The following is a 21,623-nucleotide window of genomic DNA, read 5'->3' on the forward strand; positions in this document are numbered from 1 at the left end:
TTACTAAGAAAATCATCATGAAAATTGAAATGGTACAAAATATTGGAATTGTTACAAAAGGTAGAAACCAAATAATACTAGCAAGTAGCGAACCGAGGATTGGACTTAAAACTTTTCCGAGTGTATTGGCGGTTTCGATTATTCCTAGTGATGAACTAACTTTTTCCTTTGAACGAAACATATCGCCAACTAATGGTAAAACGATTGGGAAAGCACCTGCCGCACCAACACCTTGTAATGTTCTCCCGATAAGGACAAGCCAGTAACCACTTTGCATTTGCCATGAAGAAAATGCGGCAATTGCCCCACCAATTGCTGTAAGTAGAAGACTCGGAATAATGACTTTCTTTCTACCTAAGCGGTCAGATAAATACCCAGCAATGGGAATAAATAAAATGGCGACTACTGAATAAACTGTGATAATTAAACTTGATTGGAAAGAAGTGATATCTAATTCTTTTTCCATTGTTGGCAAAATGGGTATTAACATTGAATTTCCTAAAGTCATTACAAGAGGTATTGATGCAATCGATACAATCGCCCAGCGCTTATCATCTAGTTGTTTTTCTTTTTTCTTCTTTTCACGTTCCTCACTCGACTCATACTTTTCCCAAAGTGTATCGATGTATTCCATTCTGATTCTCCATTTCTCATAGACGTGATGGTTTTATTATATGTAGTAAAATTTTAAAAAAAGATGGTAAAACAAGTTAAGTAGAAATATGGACGTTCATTATGTTATATTGAATACTGACACAATATTGTTATATCTTTAACAAACATAGGAAAATATTCCTTTTATAATAAGGTTAGAATATATTTTGGAGGGGTTTAAGATGAATCTCGAGGAAAATATATATAATGAATTAAAATATGTATTTGATCCCGAAATTGGTGTGAATATTGTTGATTTAGGCTATGTAGATCATATCGAAATCGTTAATGAATCTACAGTTAAAATTTCTTTAGTTTTTTTAACCGATGACTTAGTACAGCAAGATTATATTTGTTCCGGTGTGGAGTTTGCAGCTCTGTCTGTTGAAGGAATAAATAAAGTTATCGTTGTTAAAGAAGCAGTTAAGTGGAACCCTAATCGACTAAATGAAAAGATGAAAAGAGAACTGATTGGAATAAATTAATCGTAAAAAAACCGATTGTGATATCAATCGGTTTTTTATCTTACATCTATTGATTTCACTAGCATTCACTTCTATAATGTTTACAGAAGGAGTTGAACGATCATGATTCATAAAGATTGGCAAGAAAGAAAGACGATAAAAAACGTTAAATGTGTACATACAAATGCAAAAAAATATATGGTTAATCATATGTTAACAGTTGATAAAGTTTATGAAGTGAAAAATGAAACAGATGAGTTTTATTTTGTACTCGATAATTCTGGACGAATTGGCGGATACTATAAAGAGTATTTTATCGATGTGAGAGAAAATTCCTGAGTGACGCAGGGATTTTTTCTTTTCTATGGTTAAGAACATGAAAATATCAAATAATGGGAGGAACGTATCATGTGGATCTACAATGAGAGTGATATCAGGAATGCAGATGATACGGCAGAGAGAAACGGTTTGTCAGGAAATACACTAATGGAGTTAGCTGGTAGAGGTTTATTTGAGAAAATTAAACAAATCGTGCCGAAAACAAATCGAATTTTAATATTAAGTGGACGTGGAAATAATGGTGGAGACGGTATTGTGTTAGCTCGTTACTTAAAGCAGGTAGGTTATGATGTTGAATTAACATTTCCATTTGGAGAATCAAAAACGGATGCTGCAAAGGAACATTTTCGTTACTATAAAAGTTTAGGCTATACATCAGCGAATAAGGTTGATGATCAAAATTACGATACGATTGTTGATGCTTTATTAGGAGTAGGGACAAGACTGCCATTAAATAAATCATTTCAAGCTCTGCTAGAATGGTGTAATAAACAATATGCATTGAGAATTGCCATTGATTTACCAACAGGAGTACAAGCGGATTGCGGCGATGTCGAAGTTGCCTTTAAAGCTCACTATACATTTTCTTTACACGGATTTAAACCTGCCACATTTCTTTCTCCTTCTTATCAATATTTCGGTAAGGTTGAAAGCATTGATATTGGTCTACCTCACAGCTCCAATTGGCGAATATGGACGAGGGAAGATGTCAATCACTCATTACAGAGGAGGGGACGTGATTCGCATAAAGGAACGTTTGGTACAGGGCTGCTCGTTGCTGGGACAGATGAGATGCCTGGTAGCGCCTTATTAGCAGGTTTAGGTGCAATGAAGATTGGTATTGGGAAATTAATCATTGCAACGAGCTCTCATGCATCAGGGATCATTGCGACGAAATTACCAGAGGCAACGTTTCTCCATGGGGGATTACAAACTTTAACAACGAATTCGTTTCCTTCTAATATTAAGGCGATGGCAATTGGTCCCGGTTTAACCGACCGCGATCAAATCGAACATCTTCTCGAAAAAGTATGGGGTTTTGATATACCAATTATCTTAGATGCAGGGGCATTGTATAAAAGAACATATAAAATAAGGAAAGCACCGGTTCTTATTACGCCTCATCCAGGAGAGTTTAGTCGATTAACCGGTTATAGCATAAAGGAAATTCAAGCAAATCGGTTACACCTTGCAAGTACATACGCTAAAGAAAATAATTTAATAGTTGTTTTAAAAGGTGCGAATACCGTCATTGCATATCCTGATGGAACCGGGTTTATTAACACGACAGGAAATGCTGCATTAGCAAAAGGGGGTTCCGGTGATACGTTAACTGGAATGATTCTTGGTCTTATTTGTAGTGAAAATGATATAAAAAGTGCTGTGAATAATGCGGTTTATTTACATGGTTTTTGTGCTGATGAACTTGTTCGAAATCATAATGAACGAACGATTGTCGCAAGTGACTTAACATCTGTTCTAGGTACTGTTTTGAATCGATTGCAGTCACAAAAATGAGTTGAGGTGGGAATATGTGGCTATATATAGGAATTGGTGGAATAATCGGAAGTTTATTGCGTTATTGCGCCACATTAATAGTAAAAAGTGCACATTTTCCTTTTGCGACTTTAACCGTTAATATAGTTGGATCATTTTTACTTGGTTTTTTGTCAAGTTATTTCTCAACAAAAAATTTTCAACAAACAAAAATGTATACAGCTATAACAACAGGTATTATCGGTTCCTTTACAACATTTTCTACGTTTAGTAATGATATAATCGATTTAATAGAAGGACACGAGTATTTATTTAGTATTGTCTATTTAGCGGTCTCAATTATACTTGGTTTAGTCCTCGCTATGTTTGGAATGTATATAGGTCGAAAGTTGCGGTCGTTGGGCATGAGAAAGGATCGGTTAAATTCACAATGAACGGATTGTTAGTTGCAATTGGTGGATTTTTTGGAGCAATTTGTCGGTATTATATGAGTAGTTACTTCAATAAAAAATGGGGTTATATTCCTTTAGGAACTCTTTTCGTAAATATCGTAGGTTCATTTTTATTAGGGGTTTTACTTGTAATAGAAGTTAAGTCAGAGCTTTATTTGGTTTTTGGAGTCGGCTTTCTAGGTGCATTTACGACATTTTCCACATTTATCGTTGAAATTAGTAAGTTTCTGGAGACTAAACAATCTCGTCAAGCAATAATCTATCTAATTGTAAGTATTATACTTGGAATGATAGCCGCAATTGTCGGGGTTTTAATCGGAAGGAATTAATTTTTATAAGCAAACCGTAAATTGATTCATTAACGGGTTCCAAAGATGACTGATCTTGGAACCCGTTTTTATTACTTCTTTTTCTTTTTACCTAAATTTGTATGATTTCCAGTTGTAGCCTCATATCCAACTTGATAAATTCCACGATTTGAATGTTTCACTGCTTTTGGTATTTTATATTGATCGATATTTTCTTGATATTGTCTAGAATCATAATGTGTTTTCAGTTGGTTCCCACCTACCTTTTTTCATGTCTTAAATTTGTCCAAACGTTTAAGGTTAAAGCTTAATAAAATTATGGAATGGAAGTTATTTCTTGAAATAAATGTGTGTTCTTTACGTAAAAATAGGCAAAATAAAAGTATAACGAAAATTTGTTAAAAAAGAAGTCGTTATATTAACTTAAAAAAGGAGTGCCGAAATATGGATTATTATAAGGAGTCTAGTCAATTAGCGGGAAAACACTATGACCCAAGTATGAGAACAAAAGAAAATAAAAATCAGTTTCAAAAAGGCCTTAGTGTGACTCATGAACAAATTTCTGATAATTATATGGAGGGTACAGTTGACCAGTATGTAGTTGAGCAAAACGATAATATGTAGAAATTAAAAAATAATGGGTTGTTTAAATATGAGCAACCCTTTTTTGCTAATAGGAAAGTATAAATTTTCAAATTTCTACTTTTCTTGTGCGCTTTTAGCAGCATGATATCGCAGCCGAAAACGAACTCTAGTCTTTTGGTCGCCTAAAGGCTTGGACGCTCCAAAACCACAAGACCAACAAGATATCAACGGAAACGATAACGACAGTGATAGTATATATGATCAAATAGACATAAATAATTTATGATGACGAAACGAAATGGCATTAGTCCAATGCAATAAAGAACTAATGCCATTTTTTACATTCCAATAGTGGTTTAATTATTGATTTTTTAACATTATTTACTTATTTTCTTTTTGTTTATAAAAAATAAACTTAATAAGAATACTACCCCTGAAATGATTGAAAGGGTTAAATTCATAGAACCCGGTGACTTGTTAAACTCATCAACTATAATTCCCTCTTGAAATAATAGCACTAAGGCTATTACTAAAAAAAATAATGAGTTAAACAGCACATAATAATTACTTTTAATTTTATTCTGAAAGAAAATAAATATAGAAAATTGACTATCGTGAAAAAAAGTATAAGATAAAACAAGGGTGCTAGCAAAGTGAATTCTTCTCCTAACATTTAAAATCCTCCTTAATCCTTTGTCACAATATTATAACACAAAAATTGCCATTTTTTTAAATAAATGTAATCATTGCAATAAGTAGAATAATAAATGTAAAAGGAGACGGAGAAATGAAAAAACTTTGGGGTTCTTACTTGTTTCTATTCTGATTTTTTCTACTGTTCCAATTACTGCGAATGCAGAGACTGATAATTTAGGTTATGAGTACACTCCAAAAAAGGCAAGTGAAATTGATTTTGCTGATGGGGATTTCTTTATAGCCTTACTATCAGGTGATCCATTAAGTGAAGATGCTGTTTATGCTGTGTATGAAACAAGTGAATTAGAAAGATTTGAACGGGAACATTTCGGCATGAATAACAGTGTAGCAACTTTAGCAGCTAAAAATCCACCGACCAAATTTTCCGATTATTACTCCAAATCTAATTGGAGAAAACGATCTGACGGAATCACTTTATCTGTTTACCCTAAAAAACTTGCATGGACGAAACACCCTAATCCAGTCGTCCAAGCTCACTACGAAAAATACAGATGGCAAGTAGTATATAATAAACATAAAGGGAGTAAGCATTGGAAAAATACCGCAAGCATGAAGGCGCAATTACGGTGCCATGCAGAGACGGTAAGAGGTTTAAAAAATCCATGGAATTTAGAACCATGGCGCAAAACTAGTAATTATGCAAAAGTAGTTGCAAAAGCTTGCAATCCAAAATAATAATAATGCGATCTGTTTTCGGTATCAAACCATAACAAATCTATAATTTTATTTTTATAATACGTAAAAAGGTCGATTCTACTCACTATGTTTATGCGATTATGTATAGAATCAGCATATGTGGAATAAATACTTATAAAGGGAGTTGGTTTAGTTGAAAAGCACTATCAAAAAGAGTCTGTTTAAATCTCTTGCGATAGTTTTAACGTTAGCTTTGTTCTTGAGGTCTTGCCTATTTCTGCAAGTGCTAACAGCGCAACCAATGATTTAAACGATCAAGAGGAAAAAGGGTTATTAATCATAAAGCTATTAGAGTTAAATGAAACTAAAACTAATTTTTCATCATTTGACGATATACAAGCTAAAAAAAGTGGGCTAACTAGTGAGGAAATATCTAATGTTAAAGCAACCTTTTTGAATTTATCTGATTAACAGGCATCACCTTTCATAGAGGCGAAAATCCAAATGGAAAGTAGTAATCCTTATGTAACTGCTTCATATAAAGCCACTCTCAAACTTGCTGCAACTATAGCTGCTATGGTATTTATAGGGCAAGCACTTATGAATAATTTAATTAATGATTTATATAAATTAGGGGCAAAAAGATTTTGTAAGACTTGGTCACCTAAATTTAAACCGATAAAGAAATCTTGTAAATCACTAGGATATATCAAGTGAATATAATACATCAAGTGAGTTGGTTAAGTGGAATTAAAAGAAATATTCTCGTCTAATAAAAAAATTTTTATATTCTCATTGTTAGTTATTGGGATATATAGCATAATCACCTTTATTTCATTGTTTCTTAAAGATATATTAAAGCTGATTTTTCATTAGACGTTGTATGAAATATAAAACATAAAAAATTGAGGAAATCGAAAGAGACTGGGACAAAACTTTAGTAAAATAAAAATTAAGGCGTTGGAGCTTACACTAAAAAGTGTAGACCCAACGCCTTTTTTGTCACAATTCTAGTAAACAAAAAGGGCACCTTTTGATAAAATTAAAGTGACGAAACAATAATTTTGGAGGTGCCCTTATGTTTAAACATTATAACATGAATCAAGTAGTTTTACCGCTAAATTTAGAAATTAAGTTGAAAGAAAACGATATTGCTTTTGCGATCAATGATCTTGTCGAGAGTATTCCCGAAGAAGCTTTCGAGGACTTCATACGACAAACCGGCCGTCCCGCGTATCATCCTCGTATGATGTTGAAAGTCATTTTGTGTGGATATACGCAATCCGTGTTTTCCGGCCGTAAAATAGAAGCTTTATTACAGGATAGTATCCGCATGATGTGGCTAGCTCAAGGACATGAACCTAGCTATCGCACCATCAATCGCTTCCGTTCTAATCCACTCATTGAAAACATCCTACGTGAATGCTTTGTCCAGTTCCGAAATCAGCTCGTGGAAAAGGAATTGATTGAAGAGGAAGCCATTTTTATTGATGGTACAAAAATTGAAGCAAACGCAAATAAGTTCACCTTTGTATGGCGGAAGTCCATTGAAAGATATAGTGATAAGCTAATTGAAAAGTCCAATCAACTGTATGATGAGCTGCTAGAGAAGGAGATCATCCCAGCAATAGAGCGAGAAAAGGAAGAGGAACTTTCCGTCAAAGAAATGGAAGAAGTAGTCGAAAAGTTAGACGAGAAAATCGAGGAATATAATAAAAAGATTGAAGTATCTGAAGTTGGGAGTGAACGGAAAAAGCTCCGTTCCGAACGCAAATTACCCATACAATCTCGGAAGCAATGGATGGATTACATTACTCGCAAACAAAAGTATCAAAACGATATGGAGATTTTCGGTGATCGCAATAGTTACTCAAAGACGGACCCAGATGCGACGTTTATGCGCATGAAGGACGACTACATGAAGAACGGTCAATTGAAAGCTGGTTACAATGTCCAAATTGCGACGGAAGGTCAATATGTGCTCGCTTACGATGTTTTCCCAAACCCGACCGATACACGCACTTTAATTCCTTTTCTCGACACGATTGAAGAAAACTTTTTCGAGCTTCCGGAATTCATTGTCGCGGATGCAGGATATGGTAGCGAACAGAATTATGAAGATATCATCGAGAATCGAAATCGAACGCCACTTATTACATACAATCAATATCGAAAGGAGAAGAAAAAGAAGCATAAGGACAACGCTTTTCATGTAGATAATTGGGAATATAATGAGGACGAAGATACTTTTCTGTGCCCAAATGGTCGGAAAGTACGATTTAGCCATCATTCCAAACGAACAGACAGGTACGGATTCACCCGTGAATTTAAAGTGTACGAGTGTGAGGACTGTTCGGATTGTCCACTCCGCGATTTATGCACGAAAGCAAAAGAAGGGAACAACCGAAAAGTCTACATAAATGAAAAGTGGGAGTCCCAAAAAGAATATGTACGTACGAAGCTTTCAGACGAGAAAACTGGTGAAATTTACGGAAAACGTAAAATTGATGTAGAACCAGCGTTCGGTTTTCTGAAGGCTAATTTAGGTTTCACTCGTTTTTCCGTCAGAGGAAAACAGAAAGTGAAAAATGAATTAGCCTTTGCGTTGATGGCGGTGAATATGAGAAAAGTCACCGCCATCAGCGGTAAAATAGTGACGAGAAATGGAAAAACCCCACAAAAAAGGTTCCAAGCAAATTTTTTATTGCCTGGAACCTTTTTATATACTACTTTTGGCTAGTTATGTCCCAGCCTCTTTTTTTCTTATAGGAAAGTATAAATTTTCAAATTTCTACTTTTCTTGTGCGCTTTTAGCAGCATGATATCGCAGCCGAAAACGAACTCTAGTCTTTTGGTCGCCTAAAGGCTTGGACGCGGGGTTTCTTTACATCTTTTTCGAACGTATCTTCTTGTATTATTTTTCTACAGATTCATTATTTAAATATTTCGATAGAACGAATTTGTTGACATAAAATAATAAATTGGATATATTTATAATTAATTCATATATCTCGAATTAATTATATTTTAAAATATTGTTTGGAGGAGGAGAGAACACGTGGGGAAATTTCACGAGAGTCCAAATTTATATATTAATCAAGTATCAATAAAAGTAGCGAATTTAGAAAGGTCGATTACATTTTATAAAGAAATTATTGGGTTGCAACTATTACAGCAAACAGGTAACGAGGCAACACTAACTGCCGATGGTAAAACACCTTTATTGCATTTATATGCACTAGATAATGTTATGAAAAAAACAGGGAGAACGACAGGTTTATACCATTTTGCTATATTACTTCCGACTCGAGGCGACTTATCAGTATTTTTGCGTCATCTAATACAAACGCAGTATCCATTCGCTGCAAGTGACCACTTAGTAAGTGAAGCCATTTACTTAGTTGATCCTGATGAAAATGGAATCGAAGTGTATTGCGATCGCTCTAGAAACACATGGAAATGGAGTAATGGGTTGGTTCATATGGATACATTGCAGCTGAATGGAACGGATATCCTTGGAGAAAGTACTGCTTCTTGGGCAGGTTTACCTAATGGAACAACGATGGGTCATATACATTTACATGTTCATAATCTTGAAAGTGTACAACAATTTTATGTTGATGGATTAGGCTTTGATATTGTTAGTTACTATCCTCAGGCGGTTTTCCTTTCTTCCGGAAAGTACCATCATCATATTGCTATTAATACGTGGGCAGGGGTAAATGCTCCAAGACCATCTGAAAATAGTGTCGGTTTAAAATGGTATTCAATAAAATTTCCTAATGAAGTTAGAAGGGAAGAAGTTGTTAAAAACTTAATTGACCTCGGAATAGTGGTTGAAAGAAAGGGCAATTTATATATTACAAGAGATCCATCGAATAATCTGATTCATTTAAGTGTCTGATCATAAGCTACTATACCATCAAAAGTATAAAAGCAGTTGTTATAGTTAAGTATATCCAATAACATAGAAAAAGCTGTTTTCAAATTACTCAATGTCCTACAAAACGACATTGAAAATGAAACAGCTTTTTATGGTTTAATCGACTACGATATAGGCAATCATTGGTCCATTTCTCGCATAATCAGGATGCGCTACACAAATAAGTCGATATGTGCCTTCTTTTTTAAACGTTAGTGGAATTGTCGTTTCCTTGCCCTTTTTTACGGTCCCTTTTATATCTGTACCTTCAATGATAAATGGGTGTTCTTCACCGTTAACGCCATAAATTTTAAGCAATACTTTCTCATCTTTTTCTAAAAATATTGTCCCTGGATCAAATCGATACGCTTCAATTTTTTTCCCAGTCGCTGTTTTTGTTGAAAATTCGCCTGTGACCATATGAATTTCTCTAATTTGTTCTTTTGCGACAACATCTGTTGCTGAAAATACTTTATACTGAAAAGAATACCAAATAAAGGCAGCAACAATAAATATGACAAAAATAATAAATTTGCCAAGTTGACGACCACGAATAACGGTAAAATGACTCAAGAACATCTCCCCCTTTTTTAGCTTGTCTACTACACTATATGCAATCGGAAAGAGAATATTAGTGAAATATTAGAACATTCACAATGATAGGAGCATGAAAATGTGGAAAGAGTTTAAGGAGTTTGCCGTAAAGGGGAATGTTATTGATTTAGCTGTTGGAGTCATAATTGGAACAGCATTCAATAAAATTGTAAGCTCACTTGTTATCGATCTTATTATGCCAATTTTTTCCTTATTTATAGGGAAAGAGAGTTTTTCTGATTTAGCTTATAAAGACATTCATTATGGAAGTTTTATCCAATCAATTGTAGACTTTTTTATTATTGGGTTGTCATTGTTTTTCATTGTAAAAGTCTTTAATAAACTAGAAAATATTAGAGAGAAACATGAGGAAACAAAAGAGGAAGAGAAAGAAGAGGTTTCTAAAGAGGAACAGTTATTAACGGAAATACGTGATTTATTAAGAAAAGAAACTTCGAGTAGTGAATAATTAAAAAAATATGATAACATAGGAGATAGGAAAATATATTTGCTTGTCCATGGGGAGGGCGTTTTAATGTTGAAAACACCATTTGAACAAATTGTTGATGTTAATAAAATTGGTACTAGTCATGCTCGTTTAAATCGAATTTTGTCACTAGCAGACGATGAGATAGTAAAGCCATCAGAAGAAGATCAAAAGAAGATTTTATTTTTAGGAATTGATTTTCAAAATGATTTCATGGAAAATGGAGCACTTGGTGTTCCAGGTGCACATGAAGATGTAAAAAATGTAACGAAATTTTTATATCATAATTTACATAAAGTTACTACAATAGCTTTTTCTCTAGATACGCATGAACCGATACAAATCTTCCATCCTAGTTGGTGGGTAGACGATAATGGGAAGTATCCGAAGCCGCTAACAATCATTTCAAGCGACGATATAGAAAGTGGGAAGTGGCATCCAATTTATAAAGTTGAAGAAAGTAAGCAATATGTACTTAATCTTGAAAGGGAAGGAAAAAAAAAGTTATGTATTTGGCCGTATCATTGTATTGAAGGTACATTTGGAGCTGCATTGGAAGGCCAGCTTGCTAACCTCATTTATTTTCATTCCGTTGTACGTGGGACAAATGTCATGCCGATTGTCAAAGGGAAGTATCCTACAACAGAAATGTATGGTATTTTCCGCCCTGAATACAGTGATACGGTAGGAGAAAATATAGAATTACTTCAGAAGATGAAGGAGTACGACCAAATTGTGATTGCCGGGGAAGCAAAGTCTCATTGTGTTCTTGAGTCGGTAATTCAACTGATAGAATATTTTTCACGAGAACGGGAAAACACAAGTAAAATCTATTTATTAGAAGATTGTATGAGCTCCATTCCTGGATTTGAAGACGATACAGAGGCTGTTTATAAGCAACTCGTTCAAAATTATGGTATCCATCTTGTTGAATCTCGTTCATTGGAATTATAATCATGTATAACCGAGACAAATGAACTGTCTCGGTTATTGTTGTAGATTTAGTTAATATATAGTTATTTTGTTAGAAAAATATAAATGAATATGGTGAATAAAGGCAGAGTAAGAATAATTATTGCTTTTCAGCTTCGATAATCCAAACAAATTGATTCATTTGTGTAAATCGAACGTGAAAACGATGACGTTCAAATATTTTTCTTAATACAGGAATTGTCGTATAGTATTCTGTTTCTAGATCTTTCTGTAATCTTGAAAAACCATTCAATTTTGCTTCTTCAATCCTATTCTTTTTAACCTCAATCGATTCAAAAATAGTATCAGCGAAAATAATCTTCCTGTTACGCTCTAATAAATTTTCAAAGTTTTTAATTGCCTCCTCTTTTTCATTATCAGTCAAATGATGGAATGCATACGTACTAACAATTGTTGAGATTGGAGTAGCAAATGTTGGAAATGAGAGAAAATCACCATCATAGAGTTCGAGATGGGGCATTTTTTGTTTGGCAATTGCCCTCATTTCTTTGGATGGTTCAATACCAATGACATGGAGCCCCTTTTTTAATAGCACTTTTGTTAAATTTCCAGTGCCAACACCAAATTCTAAAACTGTCCCAGATGCTTTATTTGCTACTTGATTTAATATATGTTCGTAATGAAGGAAAACTTCACGATATTCGATATCATTTCCAATTACCGTATCATCATATGAAACAGCCCATTCATCAAAAAGTTCATCAAATTCTCTTCCCATACTAATTCCTCCATAAGATTAATCAAATAATTCATATGTGTATAGTATGATTTAAAAATAAAATTTGTCAACAATTAAACATTTCAATTATTTTGTTTTGACAACTTACTATAAACATATCATACTAATAAAGTAGGAATTAATTAATCGGAGGTAAATCGTTATGGAAATTAAAAAAATGAATGTTGAAAGTTTTAATTTAGATCATACAAAAGTAAAAGCACCATATGTTCGTCTTGCAGGGGTTAGTGAAGGGGCAAATGGTGATAAAATCTTTAAATATGATGTTCGTTTCTGTCAACCAAATAAAGAACATATGGAAATGCCTTCACTTCACTCCTTAGAACATTTAATGGCTGAATATATTCGTAATCACCATGATACAATTTTTGATGTGAGCCCAATGGGATGTCAGACAGGATTTTATATTTCTATTATTAATGATGGTGATTATGATAAATTTTTAGAGGTTTTAGAGAAAACATTACGAGACGTAGTTGGTGCGACTGAAGTACCAGCCTGCAATGAAGTACAATGTGGTTGGGCTGCTAGTCATAGTCTTCGTGGGGCCCAAGAAATAGCAAAAGGAATGCTTGCAAAAAAAGCTGAATGGAAAGAAATATTTGCATAATGTGAAGGGTGTAGGAAATGGGACGATACAATCATATTTGTGAAGTAATCGGTAAGACGCCGTTAGTAAAAATTAATAAACATCCTCTTCGCCATAAAGTAAATATTTATGCTAAATTAGAATATATGAACCCAGGTGGAAGTGTGAAAGACCGACTAGGGAAAAAGTTGTTAGCTGATGCATTAGAAAAAAAGAAAATTTCAGCAAATGGTACAGTAATTGAGCCGACAGCCGGAAATACAGGGATTGGACTTGCTTTAGCCGCTGTTCATACGAGTGTGAATGTCATTTGTGTTGTACCAGAAAAATTCAGCATAGAAAAGCAAATCCTTATGAAGGCACTTGGAGCTCAAGTTATCAATACACCAACAGAAGAGGGGATGGCTGGTGCAATTGCCAAAGCAAAAGAATTGGCAAAGGAAATTCCAGACTCATACATCCCTTTACAATTTGAGAATGAAGTAAATCCGTTAACATATTATGAAACACTTGGACCTGAGATTGTAAATGATCTTGATGGAAAAATTGATATATTTATTGCTGGGGCGGGAAGCGGTGGTACATTTACCGGGACCGCCCAATATGTAAAAGAAATTTGTAAAAATACAAAAACGGTTGTTGTCGAACCAGAGGGCTCTATTCTAAACGGGGGCAAGCCAGGTCCTCATAAAACAGAGGGGATTGGAATGGAGTTCATTCCTTGTTTTGTTAAAACGGAGTATTTTGATGAGATTTATACGATTTCTGATAATGAGGCATTTTACCAAGTAAAACAATTGGCTAAATTGGAAGGGATGTTAGTTGGTAGTTCTTCTGGAGCGGCTTATTCTGCAGCTTTAAAAGAAGCGGAAAAGGCAAAAGACGGAACGAATATAGTCGTTATTTTTCCAGACAGTAGTGAGCGATATTTATCATCAAATATTTACGGATAGTTCACTCGAATGAAATCTTTACTCGTTCGAAACAAATTTAAGGGAGGGCAATTCTTTTGCGTAAAAAAACATTAATGATTCATGGTGGAATTTCACGTGACAAGACAACTGGGGCTGTATCTATACCAGTATCGCATGCGAGTACGTTTAAACAAGATGGAGTTGGAAATTTTAAATACGAATATGCGCGAACAGGCAATCCGACAAGGGAGGCTTTAGAAACACTAATTTGTGACCTTGAAGGTGGCGTGCGAGGTTTTGCTTTCAGTTCAGGTATGGCTGCAATATCAGCAGTCATGCACTTATTTAAAAGTGGTGACCACATTATCTTAACAGATGATGTATATGGTGGTACTTTTCGGCTAGCAACAAAAATATTGAGTCGTTATAATATTGATATTAGCTTTGTAGATACGAGTGATGCACAAAAGGTAAATGAAGCGATCAAATTGAATACGAAAGCAATTTATATCGAATCACCGACAAATCCTTTATTAAAAATAACAGATATTCGGAAGATGGCTCAAATTGCAAACGAAAATCATTTACAATTAATTGTTGATAATACATTTGCGACACCTTATTGGCAAAATCCAATTGAATTAGGAGCACATATTGTTCTTCATAGTGCGACGAAATATTTAGGAGGGCATAGTGATGTTGTTGCGGGAGTTGTTGTTGTATCTTCAGAAGAGCTCGCAAATGAAATGCATTTTGTTCAAAATTCTGTCGGTGCAATATTAGGTCCAGATGATAGCTGGTTATTAATACGGGGAATAAAAACATTAGCACTTCGGATGGAGGAAATTGAGACGAATACGAAAGCAATCGCTAATTTTTTACAAAGTCATCCGAAAGTAAAGAAAGTTTATTATCCAGGATTTTCTACCCATACTGGCTATGATACACATAAAAATCAATCTAGAGGATTTGGTGGTATGCTCTCATTTGATATTGGAAGCGGTCATTTAGCTGAACAAGTATTAGCAAAAACAAAACTTTTTACTCTAGCAGAAAGTCTTGGTGCTGTGGAAAGTTTAATTTCATTACCAGCAAAAATGACTCACGCTTCAATACCGAAAGAGCATCGTGAAGTATTGGGTATTACGGATGGATTAATACGAATTTCTGTAGGAATCGAGGATGTTCAAGATTTATTGGATGACTTAGCTCAAGCAATAGAATAAAAAGGAAAAGAGGTTGGGAAAGAACGAAATTGTTCCTTGTAAGAGCAAATAAATTTGATTAAAAATAACAGAATCATAAAAAACCCGAACGATTACGAAATGTTGAATTTGAATGTCACATGAAAAGTTCGGGTTTTCCGATACTTACGTGCTCTAAGAAAAGCTTCGGCAGTATGACCTTGCACTCGCAAAAAGTATTACGTCAAACGACGGCTCTTTGGTTGCCTAAAGTCTCAAGCGTCTAAAGTTTTTTATATCTGAAATACTTTTGCCCCGCACCTCTTTTAAATAGGAATAAAGTACTGTTTATGTGTGAAAACTAGACTTTTTCCGTATGAACATAAGGCTAGCTATCGATATACTAAATAGGAATATTGTCGCAACATAAAATCCTTCTCTTGGAGGTAAAGAAAAAGCACCGGTCAAAGACGTTCCTAAAAATGAACCTAAAGAATAGCAAGCATAAAAGACACCAAAGGCAGTTCCTCGATTCTTTGGTTTTGAATACTTTGCTACAAGATTACTCATAGAAGGGAACACGATTGCAAACCCAATACCATAGATGATCATGCTGATTAGTAAAGTTGTCAAATTCTGCCCAAAACCTGAAATCGCCTGCGATACTGAAATGATTATCATCCCGATTGGTAAAAGTATTTCATTCGAAAATCTGTCATAAACTTTATTGGTAGGCAACATAAAAAATAGAATCGCAATAACACCAAAAATACTCATTAACATCCCACTAATATGGTCAGCCATTTCTAATTGATATACTTTCAACGGTAACATATAAGCGAGAATTCCTTGAGAAGCGGATAAACATATAGCCCCTACAAAGGCAAATACTAAACCTTTACTTGAAAATAACTCAAAAAATTGACGAGATGATTTTTGGTTACTATTGTTTTGTGAAACTGTTACTGATTTCATGCATAAAGTAATGAAAAAGGCTAAAATCATCAAACAACCAATGATTATATAAACAACTTCACTGCCTGCTTTTGAAGCAATGATTCCGGAAAATGCGGGCCCACAAATTGCTGCTAATCCAACGGAAGCCCCTGAAAAAGCAAAAGTTTTCCCGCTTTTTTTACCTCTATTGAGGAGTGATAAGTACGTAAATGCTGCTGGGGTAATAATTCCTGCGCTCAAACCATTTAAAAAACGGATCGCTAGTAATTGAAATGGAGAAGTAACGAATGAATATAAAATGAGAATGAACCCATTAATAAGAAAACCGATAAGGAGTGTGAGCTTTGGTCCTTTTCGGTCAACGAAATAGCCAGAATAAAGGTTACTAAATAAATTAGAAAGGGAATAAGCACCAACAATGAATCCAATGAACCCAGTTGTTGCACCGATACTTCGAGCATATGTACTTGTAATAGGTAGTTGCGCAAATAAATCAGTAAATGAAATAAAAATTAAAATATATAGAAGTGCACGCATGGAAGCTCCCCTCTCCTTATCATTCGTGCAGGACCGCATGTTTCACTATAAGTATAACATGGAACGTTACGAAATTATTGAAATTGAACTATGTAAGGAAAACTTGGGTTTTCAAGATTCGGCGGGAGCTAAGCCCTCCCTTAAGTTCACCGAAAAAACTCTTTTCGGCTGCAAGGTCATGTTGCTGAAGTCTTTTTTGCAGTGAAAAAAGGGGATGCGAAGAAACGAAGGGTATATAGAAAGATTGTATGTGCCCTTCGAAACATGAAAAGGGGCATCCGGAAATCGAAAATATAACTTTCTGGACAGCTCCTAAATAATTTCACATCATTATTTACGCCAAGTTTCTTTAATAAATTCATCTCTTCCTGATCTTTGTCGATCCTCTTTGTATTCATTAGGACTCTTTCTATAAAAATCTTGATGATATTCTTCCGCTGGGTAAAATGGTTCTGCTGGTAAAATCTCAGTTACAATTGGTTTTTTAAACATACCACTATTTGTTAGTTGTTCTTTTGTTTTCCAAGCAATTTCTTTTTGTTCTTCAGTATGATAAAAAATTGCCGTTCGGTATTGACTGCCACGATCTTGAAATTGACCGTCTGGATCAGTAGGGTCAATTTGTTGCCAATATATATTTATTATCGTTTCATATTTTATTATAGAAGGGTCATATGTAATTTGAACAACTTCATAATGGCCAGTTAAGCCTGTTTTAACTTGTTCATATGTTGGGTTCTCAATCGTACCACCAGAATATCCTGATATGACACTTTGAACGCCATCCCATTGATCAAAAGGTTTAACCATACACCAAAAGCATCCACCAGCAAATGTAGCTTTTTCTAATTTTTTATTCATTTTATCAACTCCTACATATATATCCATTTCGGGATAATGAAAATTTTAACATGAATTTATGGAATTACAATTAAAATGATTAAAAATCCCCTTTAAAGTATTTTAAAAGGGTTTTTATTATAAAGTTTATAGAAAACTTCCTTCGTATAAAATTAAGAAAATAAACTCAATCTAAATGTGAACGTATTAAAATATAAAGGAGGATTTTATGAAACATTTACGTTCACTACTCATAAAATTTGTATTGGTTTTGGCTGTGTTATCAATTGTACTTGGGTTTTTATATGGTGTTTCCTTTGGAGATATTTTAACAATAAGTTTATTATTAACGATGGGTGCTTACTTGTTAGGTGATATGTTCATACTCCCTGCTTATGGAAACACAATGGCCACAATAGCTGATTTTGGACTAGCTTATTTTGGAACATGGCTAATTGGGGCAATGATTATTGAGCAACCAATTCGTATCGGGGTTGCGAGCTTTCTATCTGCAATATTGATTGCTGTCGGTGAAGTGTTTTTTCATCGTTATCTTGTGCGCAATGTGCTTACGGAAACGGAGCAAACACAAAATCGAGTTACAACTTATCAGACAACACCAAGCTATCAAACGGAAATGGGTGAAGAGAATTACTTTAGCTTAGCAAAAAATCGCCAACAAACGTCGGATACAGAGTTTGTAGAAGAAATATTACCGGAATCAACGAATACTTCGGGCGAAACAAATGAATCAAACCAAGGTTATAACCAAAGTACTGATAAAGGTTCTGAAGACTTAGCAACGAAAAATTTACAATCGGTGACTCTATCTAGTGAACCTGCTCCTAACCAAGCAGTTTTTAGTCAAGAAACGAATACTGAATCAACTTATTCAAATCAAGCGAATTACAAGGAAAACAATGAGACGAGTACAGCAAGAATTAGATCGAACACGGCGGGATACGACACTGAATTCGGGGATGAAATTTTTCCGGAACCAGGGGAACAAAATAATCAATCAAATGAACATAATGTAGACAACAATGCATTAAATAATAATACTACTTGGGGAACATATTTAGATGGTTATGGACATTTTCCAGTTTATGGACAAGTAGAATTAAATCAAGATGAAGATAAAAAAGAGAATAAAAAGACGAAATAAAAATTAGGAAAAACATACTAACATTAGTAGCACAGACCAAGGCCATGGTTTGTGCTACTATTTGTTTATAGTAGAAGTGAAGGAAGGTCGAACAGCCCCTGGGACCAATAGAGAGTCCGTATCAAAAACAGACCTACTTCACAACCTTATTTGAATCAGTTTAGTATGTTGGGTCCTAGAAGAAAATGGAATCGATAAGGCACTGTGAAGGCTTCTATGGATGGCTAAAAAGGAGAAGAAAATATGAAACATGTTGTAGCTTTTGATGTAAGTATGGGGAAAAGTGTGATGACGGTATATGACCGTTATAAACGATGTGAGTATGAAGGTGAGATTGAACATACACGTTCTAGCTTTCAATTGCTTCATGAGCGATTACAACAATTAAAGATTCTTGATGGACAAGCACCTGAAATTGTCTTTGAAGCGACAGGCGTTTATTCAAAAGGATTGGAGAAGTTTTTATGCGACCATGGGTATAGGTATAGCCGGATGAATCCATTAGAGGCAAACCTTCAAATGGCTTCCATGCGTCGGCATAAAACAGATAAGAGTGATGCACATGAGCTGGCGAAAACTCATTTTAAAATGGAACGGGACTATACATACCAACAGGATGAATACGATGAGCAGATTCGTGCGTTAACGCGATATTATGATGAGGTCGATACAGAAATCAATCATTTATGGAATCGGATGCATGCCATTTTACAACTCAGTTTCCCAGAGTTAGAGCAGATTATTACACCACGTTCTGCATTGTTTTTAAACATCGTGCAGCTTTATCCTCATCCGACGGTACTAATAGCGCATTCTAAAACGGTGATTCGCAACCGACTAAAAGACAATACACGAAAAAATCTTTCGTTAAAGCGTGCAGAAGAAAAAGCGATTATTTTATTAGAAGTTGCCAAAGAATCTTATCCAGCTATTTCCTCAACGGATGTTAGGTGTGAACAAGTAAAGGATTACGCAAAACGCATTGCGGATTTAAAAGAAAAAAAGGAACAGCTAGTTAAACAAATGGTTGAACTTTCGAAAGACCGTTCCGAATTTCAAGTGCTTATTTCGTTTCCTGGGATTGGGGAGACTACAGCTGTGCGCATTATTGGGGAATTAGGCGATATTTGCCGTTTTAAAAACCATAAACAATTAAACGCCTATGTGGGAATTGATATAATGCGCTATCAATCGGGCAATACACATTATCAAGATCGCATTAACAAGCGTGGAAATAAGAAATTACGGAAAATTTTATTTTATATGATGAAAACGATGATTACCTTACGCAAAAAAACAAGTAATCACTTAGTCGATTATTATGACAAATTAAAAACGCAACCCCAGAGAAAGCCTCATAAGGTTGCCATTATCGCGTGTATGAATAAGTTTTTGAAACTAATCTTTCACCTTATTCAACACAATGTACCATACGATTACGACACAGCTATCTCCTGTGCGTAAATGGTTGATTTAAATATATCATAGATGACCTCGAAAAAAGTAAAATTCGTAAGGTCTATTTGTCGTTGCAAATGGGGTACCCCCTCCCATACATAAAAATTATTCCTTTGTACAAAAATGTTTTAAAAACTACTTGACTGGAGGTAAGAAAGGGGCTGTCCTTTGATTTTCGGATGCCCCTTTTCATGTTTCAAAACCTTGATATTTCAATTTTCTTGAATATCACATTTTTAGGACAACCTTTTTCAAATTGGATTTTTATTATTGATTTGTACCTGTGTTTGGCATCATATTTCCAATTGAATTAGAAGCCTTTTTAAATAGTTGCTGCATTGTATCGTTACTTTTTCCCCGTGACATACTATAGGCAGTGGCTCCACCAGCAAGACTGATACCGACTAACGATAACCAAAATTTATTCCGGCTGTTGCGTCTTTTCTGCATTCGATTAACCATTTTGTTAACATTTAAGTACCGCATCCAATTCCTTCTCAAAGCCAACACCTCTTTTCACAGATTTAAGAAGAATTCTTTCTTCTTACAGTATTATTGTCTGTGAAAAGTAAGGAACTATTCAAGCAGATAATCCCATGCGAGGAATACATCTTGCAAACGAAAGACTTGTTAACGTAATCAGTTAAAGAGAGAACCTGAATTTGTAGTTGTTACAGTTGTACGTAAACCATAATGAAATGTGATAATTTTTTTGGACAACTTGTAAATATGTATTGGAAGAAACATCCTCTATTTAATAATTATCTTTTACTCATTTTTACAAATACTAAAAGAAACAAATTGGAGGAGTAATATTACAATGCTTACTGATAAACAAATGAATACCTTCCGTAAAAGATTATTAGAAGAAAAAGCAGAACTTGAGAAACGGCTTAAAGGAAATGACCAGTTAGGGATGAATAAAGGTCATTTACATGAATCAATTGGTGAACTTTCGAGTTATGACAACCATCCAGCAGATGAGGGAACAGAATTATTTGAGCGCGGTAAAGACCTTGCTTTAAACGAACATGAAGGCAATTATATGAAGAACATTGAAAAAGCTCTCCAAGCAATTGAACAAGGGACCTATGGTATATGCGAAGTGTGTGGCAAAGAAATCCCATTTGAGAGAATACAAGCACTGCCAACAACAACTTACTGTAAAGAACATAGTCCAGATCAAGTAACATCAACAGAGCGACCGATAGAAGAAGAAGTTTTAATGCCTCCCTATGGGAAATTTGATTTTGATGATTCTAATGATGAAGGTATGAGCTTTGATGCAGAGGATTCATGGCAAGAGGTAGCAAGTTGGGGGACAAGTGAAACACCATCTGACTTTTTTGAACCAAAAACAGATTATAATGATGTGAATATTGAGTCTGAAGAAAATGTCGGGTATGTTGAGGATTTCGAGAATTTTGTTGGTGTTGATATGTATGGGAAAAATATTACCGTTTATCCGAATAAACAACATGAAAAATACGAAGATGCTCTTGATAAAGAAGGTATTATGACAATGTTTGGAGATCTTCCGCCGTATGAGAAAGATCCTTACGTTGAGAATGAGGATTAAGTAGAATGGGATA

25 protein-coding genes are annotated in these 21,623 nt (G+C 34.7%); 19 read left to right on the forward strand and 6 right to left on the reverse strand.

What is annotated here, in order from left to right; translation table 11 throughout:
* The coding region (locus tag BN2144_RS13100; protein WP_033828708.1) for an MFS transporter at positions 1 to 634 on the reverse strand (634 nt) is incomplete at its 3' end.
* Positions 635 to 836: 202 nt separating this feature from the next.
* On the opposite strand from BN2144_RS13100, the gene BN2144_RS13105 reads away from it, so the two are divergent.
* The 11 genes from BN2144_RS13105 (at position 837) to BN2144_RS13155 (ending at position 9,556) form a co-directional block, all read left to right on the forward strand.
* A complete protein-coding gene (locus tag BN2144_RS13105) occupies positions 837 to 1,139 on the forward strand; it encodes a metal-sulfur cluster assembly factor (protein ID WP_033828696.1) in 303 nt (100 codons plus the stop codon).
* 102 nt (positions 1,140 to 1,241) lie between these two features.
* Complete coding sequence (locus BN2144_RS13110; RefSeq protein WP_033828709.1) at positions 1,242 to 1,457, forward strand: DUF6501 family protein; 216 nt, start codon at positions 1,242 to 1,244, stop codon at positions 1,455 to 1,457.
* A gap of 69 nt (positions 1,458 to 1,526) precedes the next feature.
* Positions 1,527 to 2,975, forward strand: coding sequence for a bifunctional ADP-dependent NAD(P)H-hydrate dehydratase/NAD(P)H-hydrate epimerase (locus tag BN2144_RS13115; RefSeq protein WP_033828710.1), 1,449 nt, complete (start codon positions 1,527 to 1,529; stop codon positions 2,973 to 2,975).
* Between the two features lie 14 nt (positions 2,976 to 2,989).
* Positions 2,990 to 3,388 carry a fluoride efflux transporter CrcB gene (crcB, locus tag BN2144_RS13120; RefSeq protein ID WP_033828711.1) on the forward strand — a complete coding sequence of 133 codons (399 nt, stop codon included), beginning with the start codon at positions 2,990 to 2,992 and terminating at the stop codon, positions 3,386 to 3,388.
* Entirely contained in the window at positions 3,385 to 3,735 is a 351-nt protein-coding gene (gene crcB, locus BN2144_RS13125) for a fluoride efflux transporter CrcB (RefSeq protein WP_033828712.1), read from the forward strand. Before crcB (BN2144_RS13120) ends, crcB (BN2144_RS13125) begins: the two co-directional genes overlap by 4 nt.
* A gap of 423 nt (positions 3,736 to 4,158) precedes the next feature.
* Positions 4,159 to 4,338, forward strand: coding sequence for a YozQ family protein (locus BN2144_RS13130; RefSeq protein ID WP_033828713.1), 180 nt, complete (start codon positions 4,159 to 4,161; stop codon positions 4,336 to 4,338).
* A 759-nt stretch (positions 4,339 to 5,097) separates the two neighbouring features.
* Positions 5,098 to 5,691, forward strand: coding sequence for a DUF2599 domain-containing protein (locus tag BN2144_RS19545; protein ID WP_050632312.1), 594 nt, complete (start codon positions 5,098 to 5,100; stop codon positions 5,689 to 5,691).
* Between the two features lie 228 nt (positions 5,692 to 5,919).
* The gene (locus BN2144_RS13140; RefSeq protein WP_033828714.1) at positions 5,920 to 6,123 is read left to right on the forward strand and encodes a hypothetical protein; all 204 of its coding nucleotides are present in this window, start codon (positions 5,920 to 5,922) and stop codon (positions 6,121 to 6,123) included.
* Between the two features lie 33 nt (positions 6,124 to 6,156).
* Positions 6,157 to 6,369, forward strand: coding sequence for a hypothetical protein (locus BN2144_RS13145; protein WP_033828715.1), 213 nt, complete (start codon positions 6,157 to 6,159; stop codon positions 6,367 to 6,369).
* A gap of 361 nt (positions 6,370 to 6,730) precedes the next feature.
* Entirely contained in the window at positions 6,731 to 8,392 is a 1,662-nt protein-coding gene (locus BN2144_RS13150; protein WP_230199692.1) for an IS1182 family transposase, read from the forward strand.
* A 318-nt stretch (positions 8,393 to 8,710) separates the two neighbouring features.
* Positions 8,711 to 9,556 carry a VOC family protein gene (locus BN2144_RS13155; RefSeq protein WP_033828716.1) on the forward strand — a complete coding sequence of 282 codons (846 nt, stop codon included), beginning with the start codon at positions 8,711 to 8,713 and terminating at the stop codon, positions 9,554 to 9,556.
* Positions 9,557 to 9,691: 135 nt separating this feature from the next.
* Here the strand turns inward: BN2144_RS13155 and BN2144_RS13160 are convergent, their stop codons facing one another.
* The gene (locus BN2144_RS13160) at positions 9,692 to 10,147 is read right to left on the reverse strand and encodes a cupredoxin domain-containing protein (RefSeq protein WP_407638026.1); all 456 of its coding nucleotides are present in this window, start codon (positions 10,145 to 10,147) and stop codon (positions 9,692 to 9,694) included.
* Between the two features lie 100 nt (positions 10,148 to 10,247).
* Here BN2144_RS13160 and mscL point away from each other — a divergent pair, with 100 nt between their 5' ends.
* Positions 10,248 to 10,637 (forward strand): large conductance mechanosensitive channel protein MscL, encoded by a 390-nt coding sequence (mscL, locus tag BN2144_RS13165; protein WP_033828718.1) that lies wholly within the window; start codon positions 10,248 to 10,250, stop codon positions 10,635 to 10,637.
* Between the two features lie 66 nt (positions 10,638 to 10,703).
* Positions 10,704 to 11,609 carry a cysteine hydrolase family protein gene (locus BN2144_RS13170; protein ID WP_050632313.1) on the forward strand — a complete coding sequence of 302 codons (906 nt, stop codon included), beginning with the start codon at positions 10,704 to 10,706 and terminating at the stop codon, positions 11,607 to 11,609.
* A gap of 118 nt (positions 11,610 to 11,727) precedes the next feature.
* Here the strand turns inward: BN2144_RS13170 and BN2144_RS13175 are convergent, their stop codons facing one another.
* Complete coding sequence (locus tag BN2144_RS13175; protein WP_033828719.1) at positions 11,728 to 12,366, reverse strand: class I SAM-dependent DNA methyltransferase; 639 nt, start codon at positions 12,364 to 12,366, stop codon at positions 11,728 to 11,730.
* 163 nt (positions 12,367 to 12,529) lie between these two features.
* On the opposite strand from BN2144_RS13175, the gene BN2144_RS13180 reads away from it, so the two are divergent.
* From BN2144_RS13180 to BN2144_RS13190, 3 genes are read left to right on the forward strand one after another with little or no spacing between them, the layout of a single operon-like run.
* Positions 12,530 to 12,997 carry an S-ribosylhomocysteine lyase gene (locus BN2144_RS13180; RefSeq protein ID WP_033828720.1) on the forward strand — a complete coding sequence of 156 codons (468 nt, stop codon included), beginning with the start codon at positions 12,530 to 12,532 and terminating at the stop codon, positions 12,995 to 12,997.
* A 17-nt stretch (positions 12,998 to 13,014) separates the two neighbouring features.
* Positions 13,015 to 13,929, forward strand: a complete 915-nt coding sequence (locus tag BN2144_RS13185) for a PLP-dependent cysteine synthase family protein (RefSeq protein WP_033828721.1) — start codon at positions 13,015 to 13,017, stop codon at positions 13,927 to 13,929.
* A 56-nt stretch (positions 13,930 to 13,985) separates the two neighbouring features.
* A complete protein-coding gene (locus BN2144_RS13190) occupies positions 13,986 to 15,116 on the forward strand; it encodes a bifunctional cystathionine gamma-lyase/homocysteine desulfhydrase (protein WP_033828722.1) in 1,131 nt (376 codons plus the stop codon).
* Positions 15,117 to 15,422: 306 nt separating this feature from the next.
* Here BN2144_RS13190 and BN2144_RS13195 read toward each other — a convergent pair whose 3' ends face one another.
* Entirely contained in the window at positions 15,423 to 16,568 is a 1,146-nt protein-coding gene (locus tag BN2144_RS13195) for an MFS transporter (RefSeq protein WP_033828723.1), read from the reverse strand.
* 330 nt (positions 16,569 to 16,898) lie between these two features.
* Entirely contained in the window at positions 16,899 to 17,429 is a 531-nt protein-coding gene (gene msrA, locus BN2144_RS13205; protein WP_033828725.1) for a peptide-methionine (S)-S-oxide reductase MsrA, read from the reverse strand.
* A 208-nt stretch (positions 17,430 to 17,637) separates the two neighbouring features.
* On the opposite strand from msrA, the gene BN2144_RS13210 reads away from it, so the two are divergent.
* Both BN2144_RS13210 and BN2144_RS13215 read left to right on the forward strand, forming a co-directional pair.
* Positions 17,638 to 18,573 (forward strand): YndM family protein, encoded by a 936-nt coding sequence (locus BN2144_RS13210; protein WP_050632314.1) that lies wholly within the window; start codon positions 17,638 to 17,640, stop codon positions 18,571 to 18,573.
* A 243-nt stretch (positions 18,574 to 18,816) separates the two neighbouring features.
* Positions 18,817 to 20,037, forward strand: a complete 1,221-nt coding sequence (locus BN2144_RS13215; protein WP_033828726.1) for an IS110 family RNA-guided transposase — start codon at positions 18,817 to 18,819, stop codon at positions 20,035 to 20,037.
* A 261-nt stretch (positions 20,038 to 20,298) separates the two neighbouring features.
* Here BN2144_RS13215 and BN2144_RS13220 read toward each other — a convergent pair whose 3' ends face one another.
* A complete protein-coding gene (locus BN2144_RS13220; RefSeq protein WP_139017895.1) occupies positions 20,299 to 20,517 on the reverse strand; it encodes a hypothetical protein in 219 nt (72 codons plus the stop codon).
* Positions 20,518 to 20,851: 334 nt separating this feature from the next.
* Here BN2144_RS13220 and BN2144_RS13225 point away from each other — a divergent pair, with 334 nt between their 5' ends.
* Positions 20,852 to 21,610 (forward strand): TraR/DksA C4-type zinc finger protein, encoded by a 759-nt coding sequence (locus BN2144_RS13225; protein WP_033828728.1) that lies wholly within the window; start codon positions 20,852 to 20,854, stop codon positions 21,608 to 21,610.
* Positions 21,611 to 21,623: the final 13 nt, after the last annotated feature.

This window comes from Bacillus andreraoultii (assembly GCF_001244735.1).
Classification (GTDB): domain Bacteria; phylum Bacillota; class Bacilli; order Bacillales; family Caldibacillaceae; genus Caldifermentibacillus; species Caldifermentibacillus andreraoultii.

Bases quoted from the DNA above. Each gene is read 5' to 3' on its own strand.
- BN2144_RS13105 (WP_033828696.1), top strand. From the start codon at position 837: ATGAATCTCGAGGAAAATATATATAATGAATTAAAATATGTATTTGAT.
- BN2144_RS13110 (WP_033828709.1), top strand. From the start codon at position 1,242: ATGATTCATAAAGATTGGCAAGAAAGAAAGACGATAAAAAACGTTAAA.
- BN2144_RS13115 (WP_033828710.1), top strand. From the start codon at position 1,527: ATGTGGATCTACAATGAGAGTGATATCAGGAATGCAGATGATACGGCA.
- crcB (WP_033828711.1), top strand. From the start codon at position 2,990: ATGTGGCTATATATAGGAATTGGTGGAATAATCGGAAGTTTATTGCGT.
- crcB (WP_033828712.1), top strand. From the start codon at position 3,385: ATGAACGGATTGTTAGTTGCAATTGGTGGATTTTTTGGAGCAATTTGT.
- BN2144_RS13130 (WP_033828713.1), top strand. From the start codon at position 4,159: ATGGATTATTATAAGGAGTCTAGTCAATTAGCGGGAAAACACTATGAC.
- BN2144_RS13145 (WP_033828715.1), top strand. From the start codon at position 6,157: ATGGAAAGTAGTAATCCTTATGTAACTGCTTCATATAAAGCCACTCTC.
- BN2144_RS13150 (WP_230199692.1), top strand. From the start codon at position 6,731: ATGTTTAAACATTATAACATGAATCAAGTAGTTTTACCGCTAAATTTA.
- mscL (WP_033828718.1), top strand. From the start codon at position 10,248: ATGTGGAAAGAGTTTAAGGAGTTTGCCGTAAAGGGGAATGTTATTGAT.
- BN2144_RS13170 (WP_050632313.1), top strand. From the start codon at position 10,704: ATGTTGAAAACACCATTTGAACAAATTGTTGATGTTAATAAAATTGGT.
- BN2144_RS13175 (WP_033828719.1), bottom strand. From the start codon at position 12,366: ATGGGAAGAGAATTTGATGAACTTTTTGATGAATGGGCTGTTTCATAT.
- BN2144_RS13180 (WP_033828720.1), top strand. From the start codon at position 12,530: ATGGAAATTAAAAAAATGAATGTTGAAAGTTTTAATTTAGATCATACA.
- BN2144_RS13185 (WP_033828721.1), top strand. From the start codon at position 13,015: ATGGGACGATACAATCATATTTGTGAAGTAATCGGTAAGACGCCGTTA.
- BN2144_RS13195 (WP_033828723.1), bottom strand. From the start codon at position 16,568: ATGCGTGCACTTCTATATATTTTAATTTTTATTTCATTTACTGATTTA.
- msrA (WP_033828725.1), bottom strand. From the start codon at position 17,429: ATGAATAAAAAATTAGAAAAAGCTACATTTGCTGGTGGATGCTTTTGG.
- BN2144_RS13210 (WP_050632314.1), top strand. From the start codon at position 17,638: ATGAAACATTTACGTTCACTACTCATAAAATTTGTATTGGTTTTGGCT.
- BN2144_RS13215 (WP_033828726.1), top strand. From the start codon at position 18,817: ATGAAACATGTTGTAGCTTTTGATGTAAGTATGGGGAAAAGTGTGATG.
- BN2144_RS13220 (WP_139017895.1), bottom strand. From the start codon at position 20,517: ATGCGGTACTTAAATGTTAACAAAATGGTTAATCGAATGCAGAAAAGA.
- BN2144_RS13225 (WP_033828728.1), top strand. From the start codon at position 20,852: ATGCTTACTGATAAACAAATGAATACCTTCCGTAAAAGATTATTAGAA.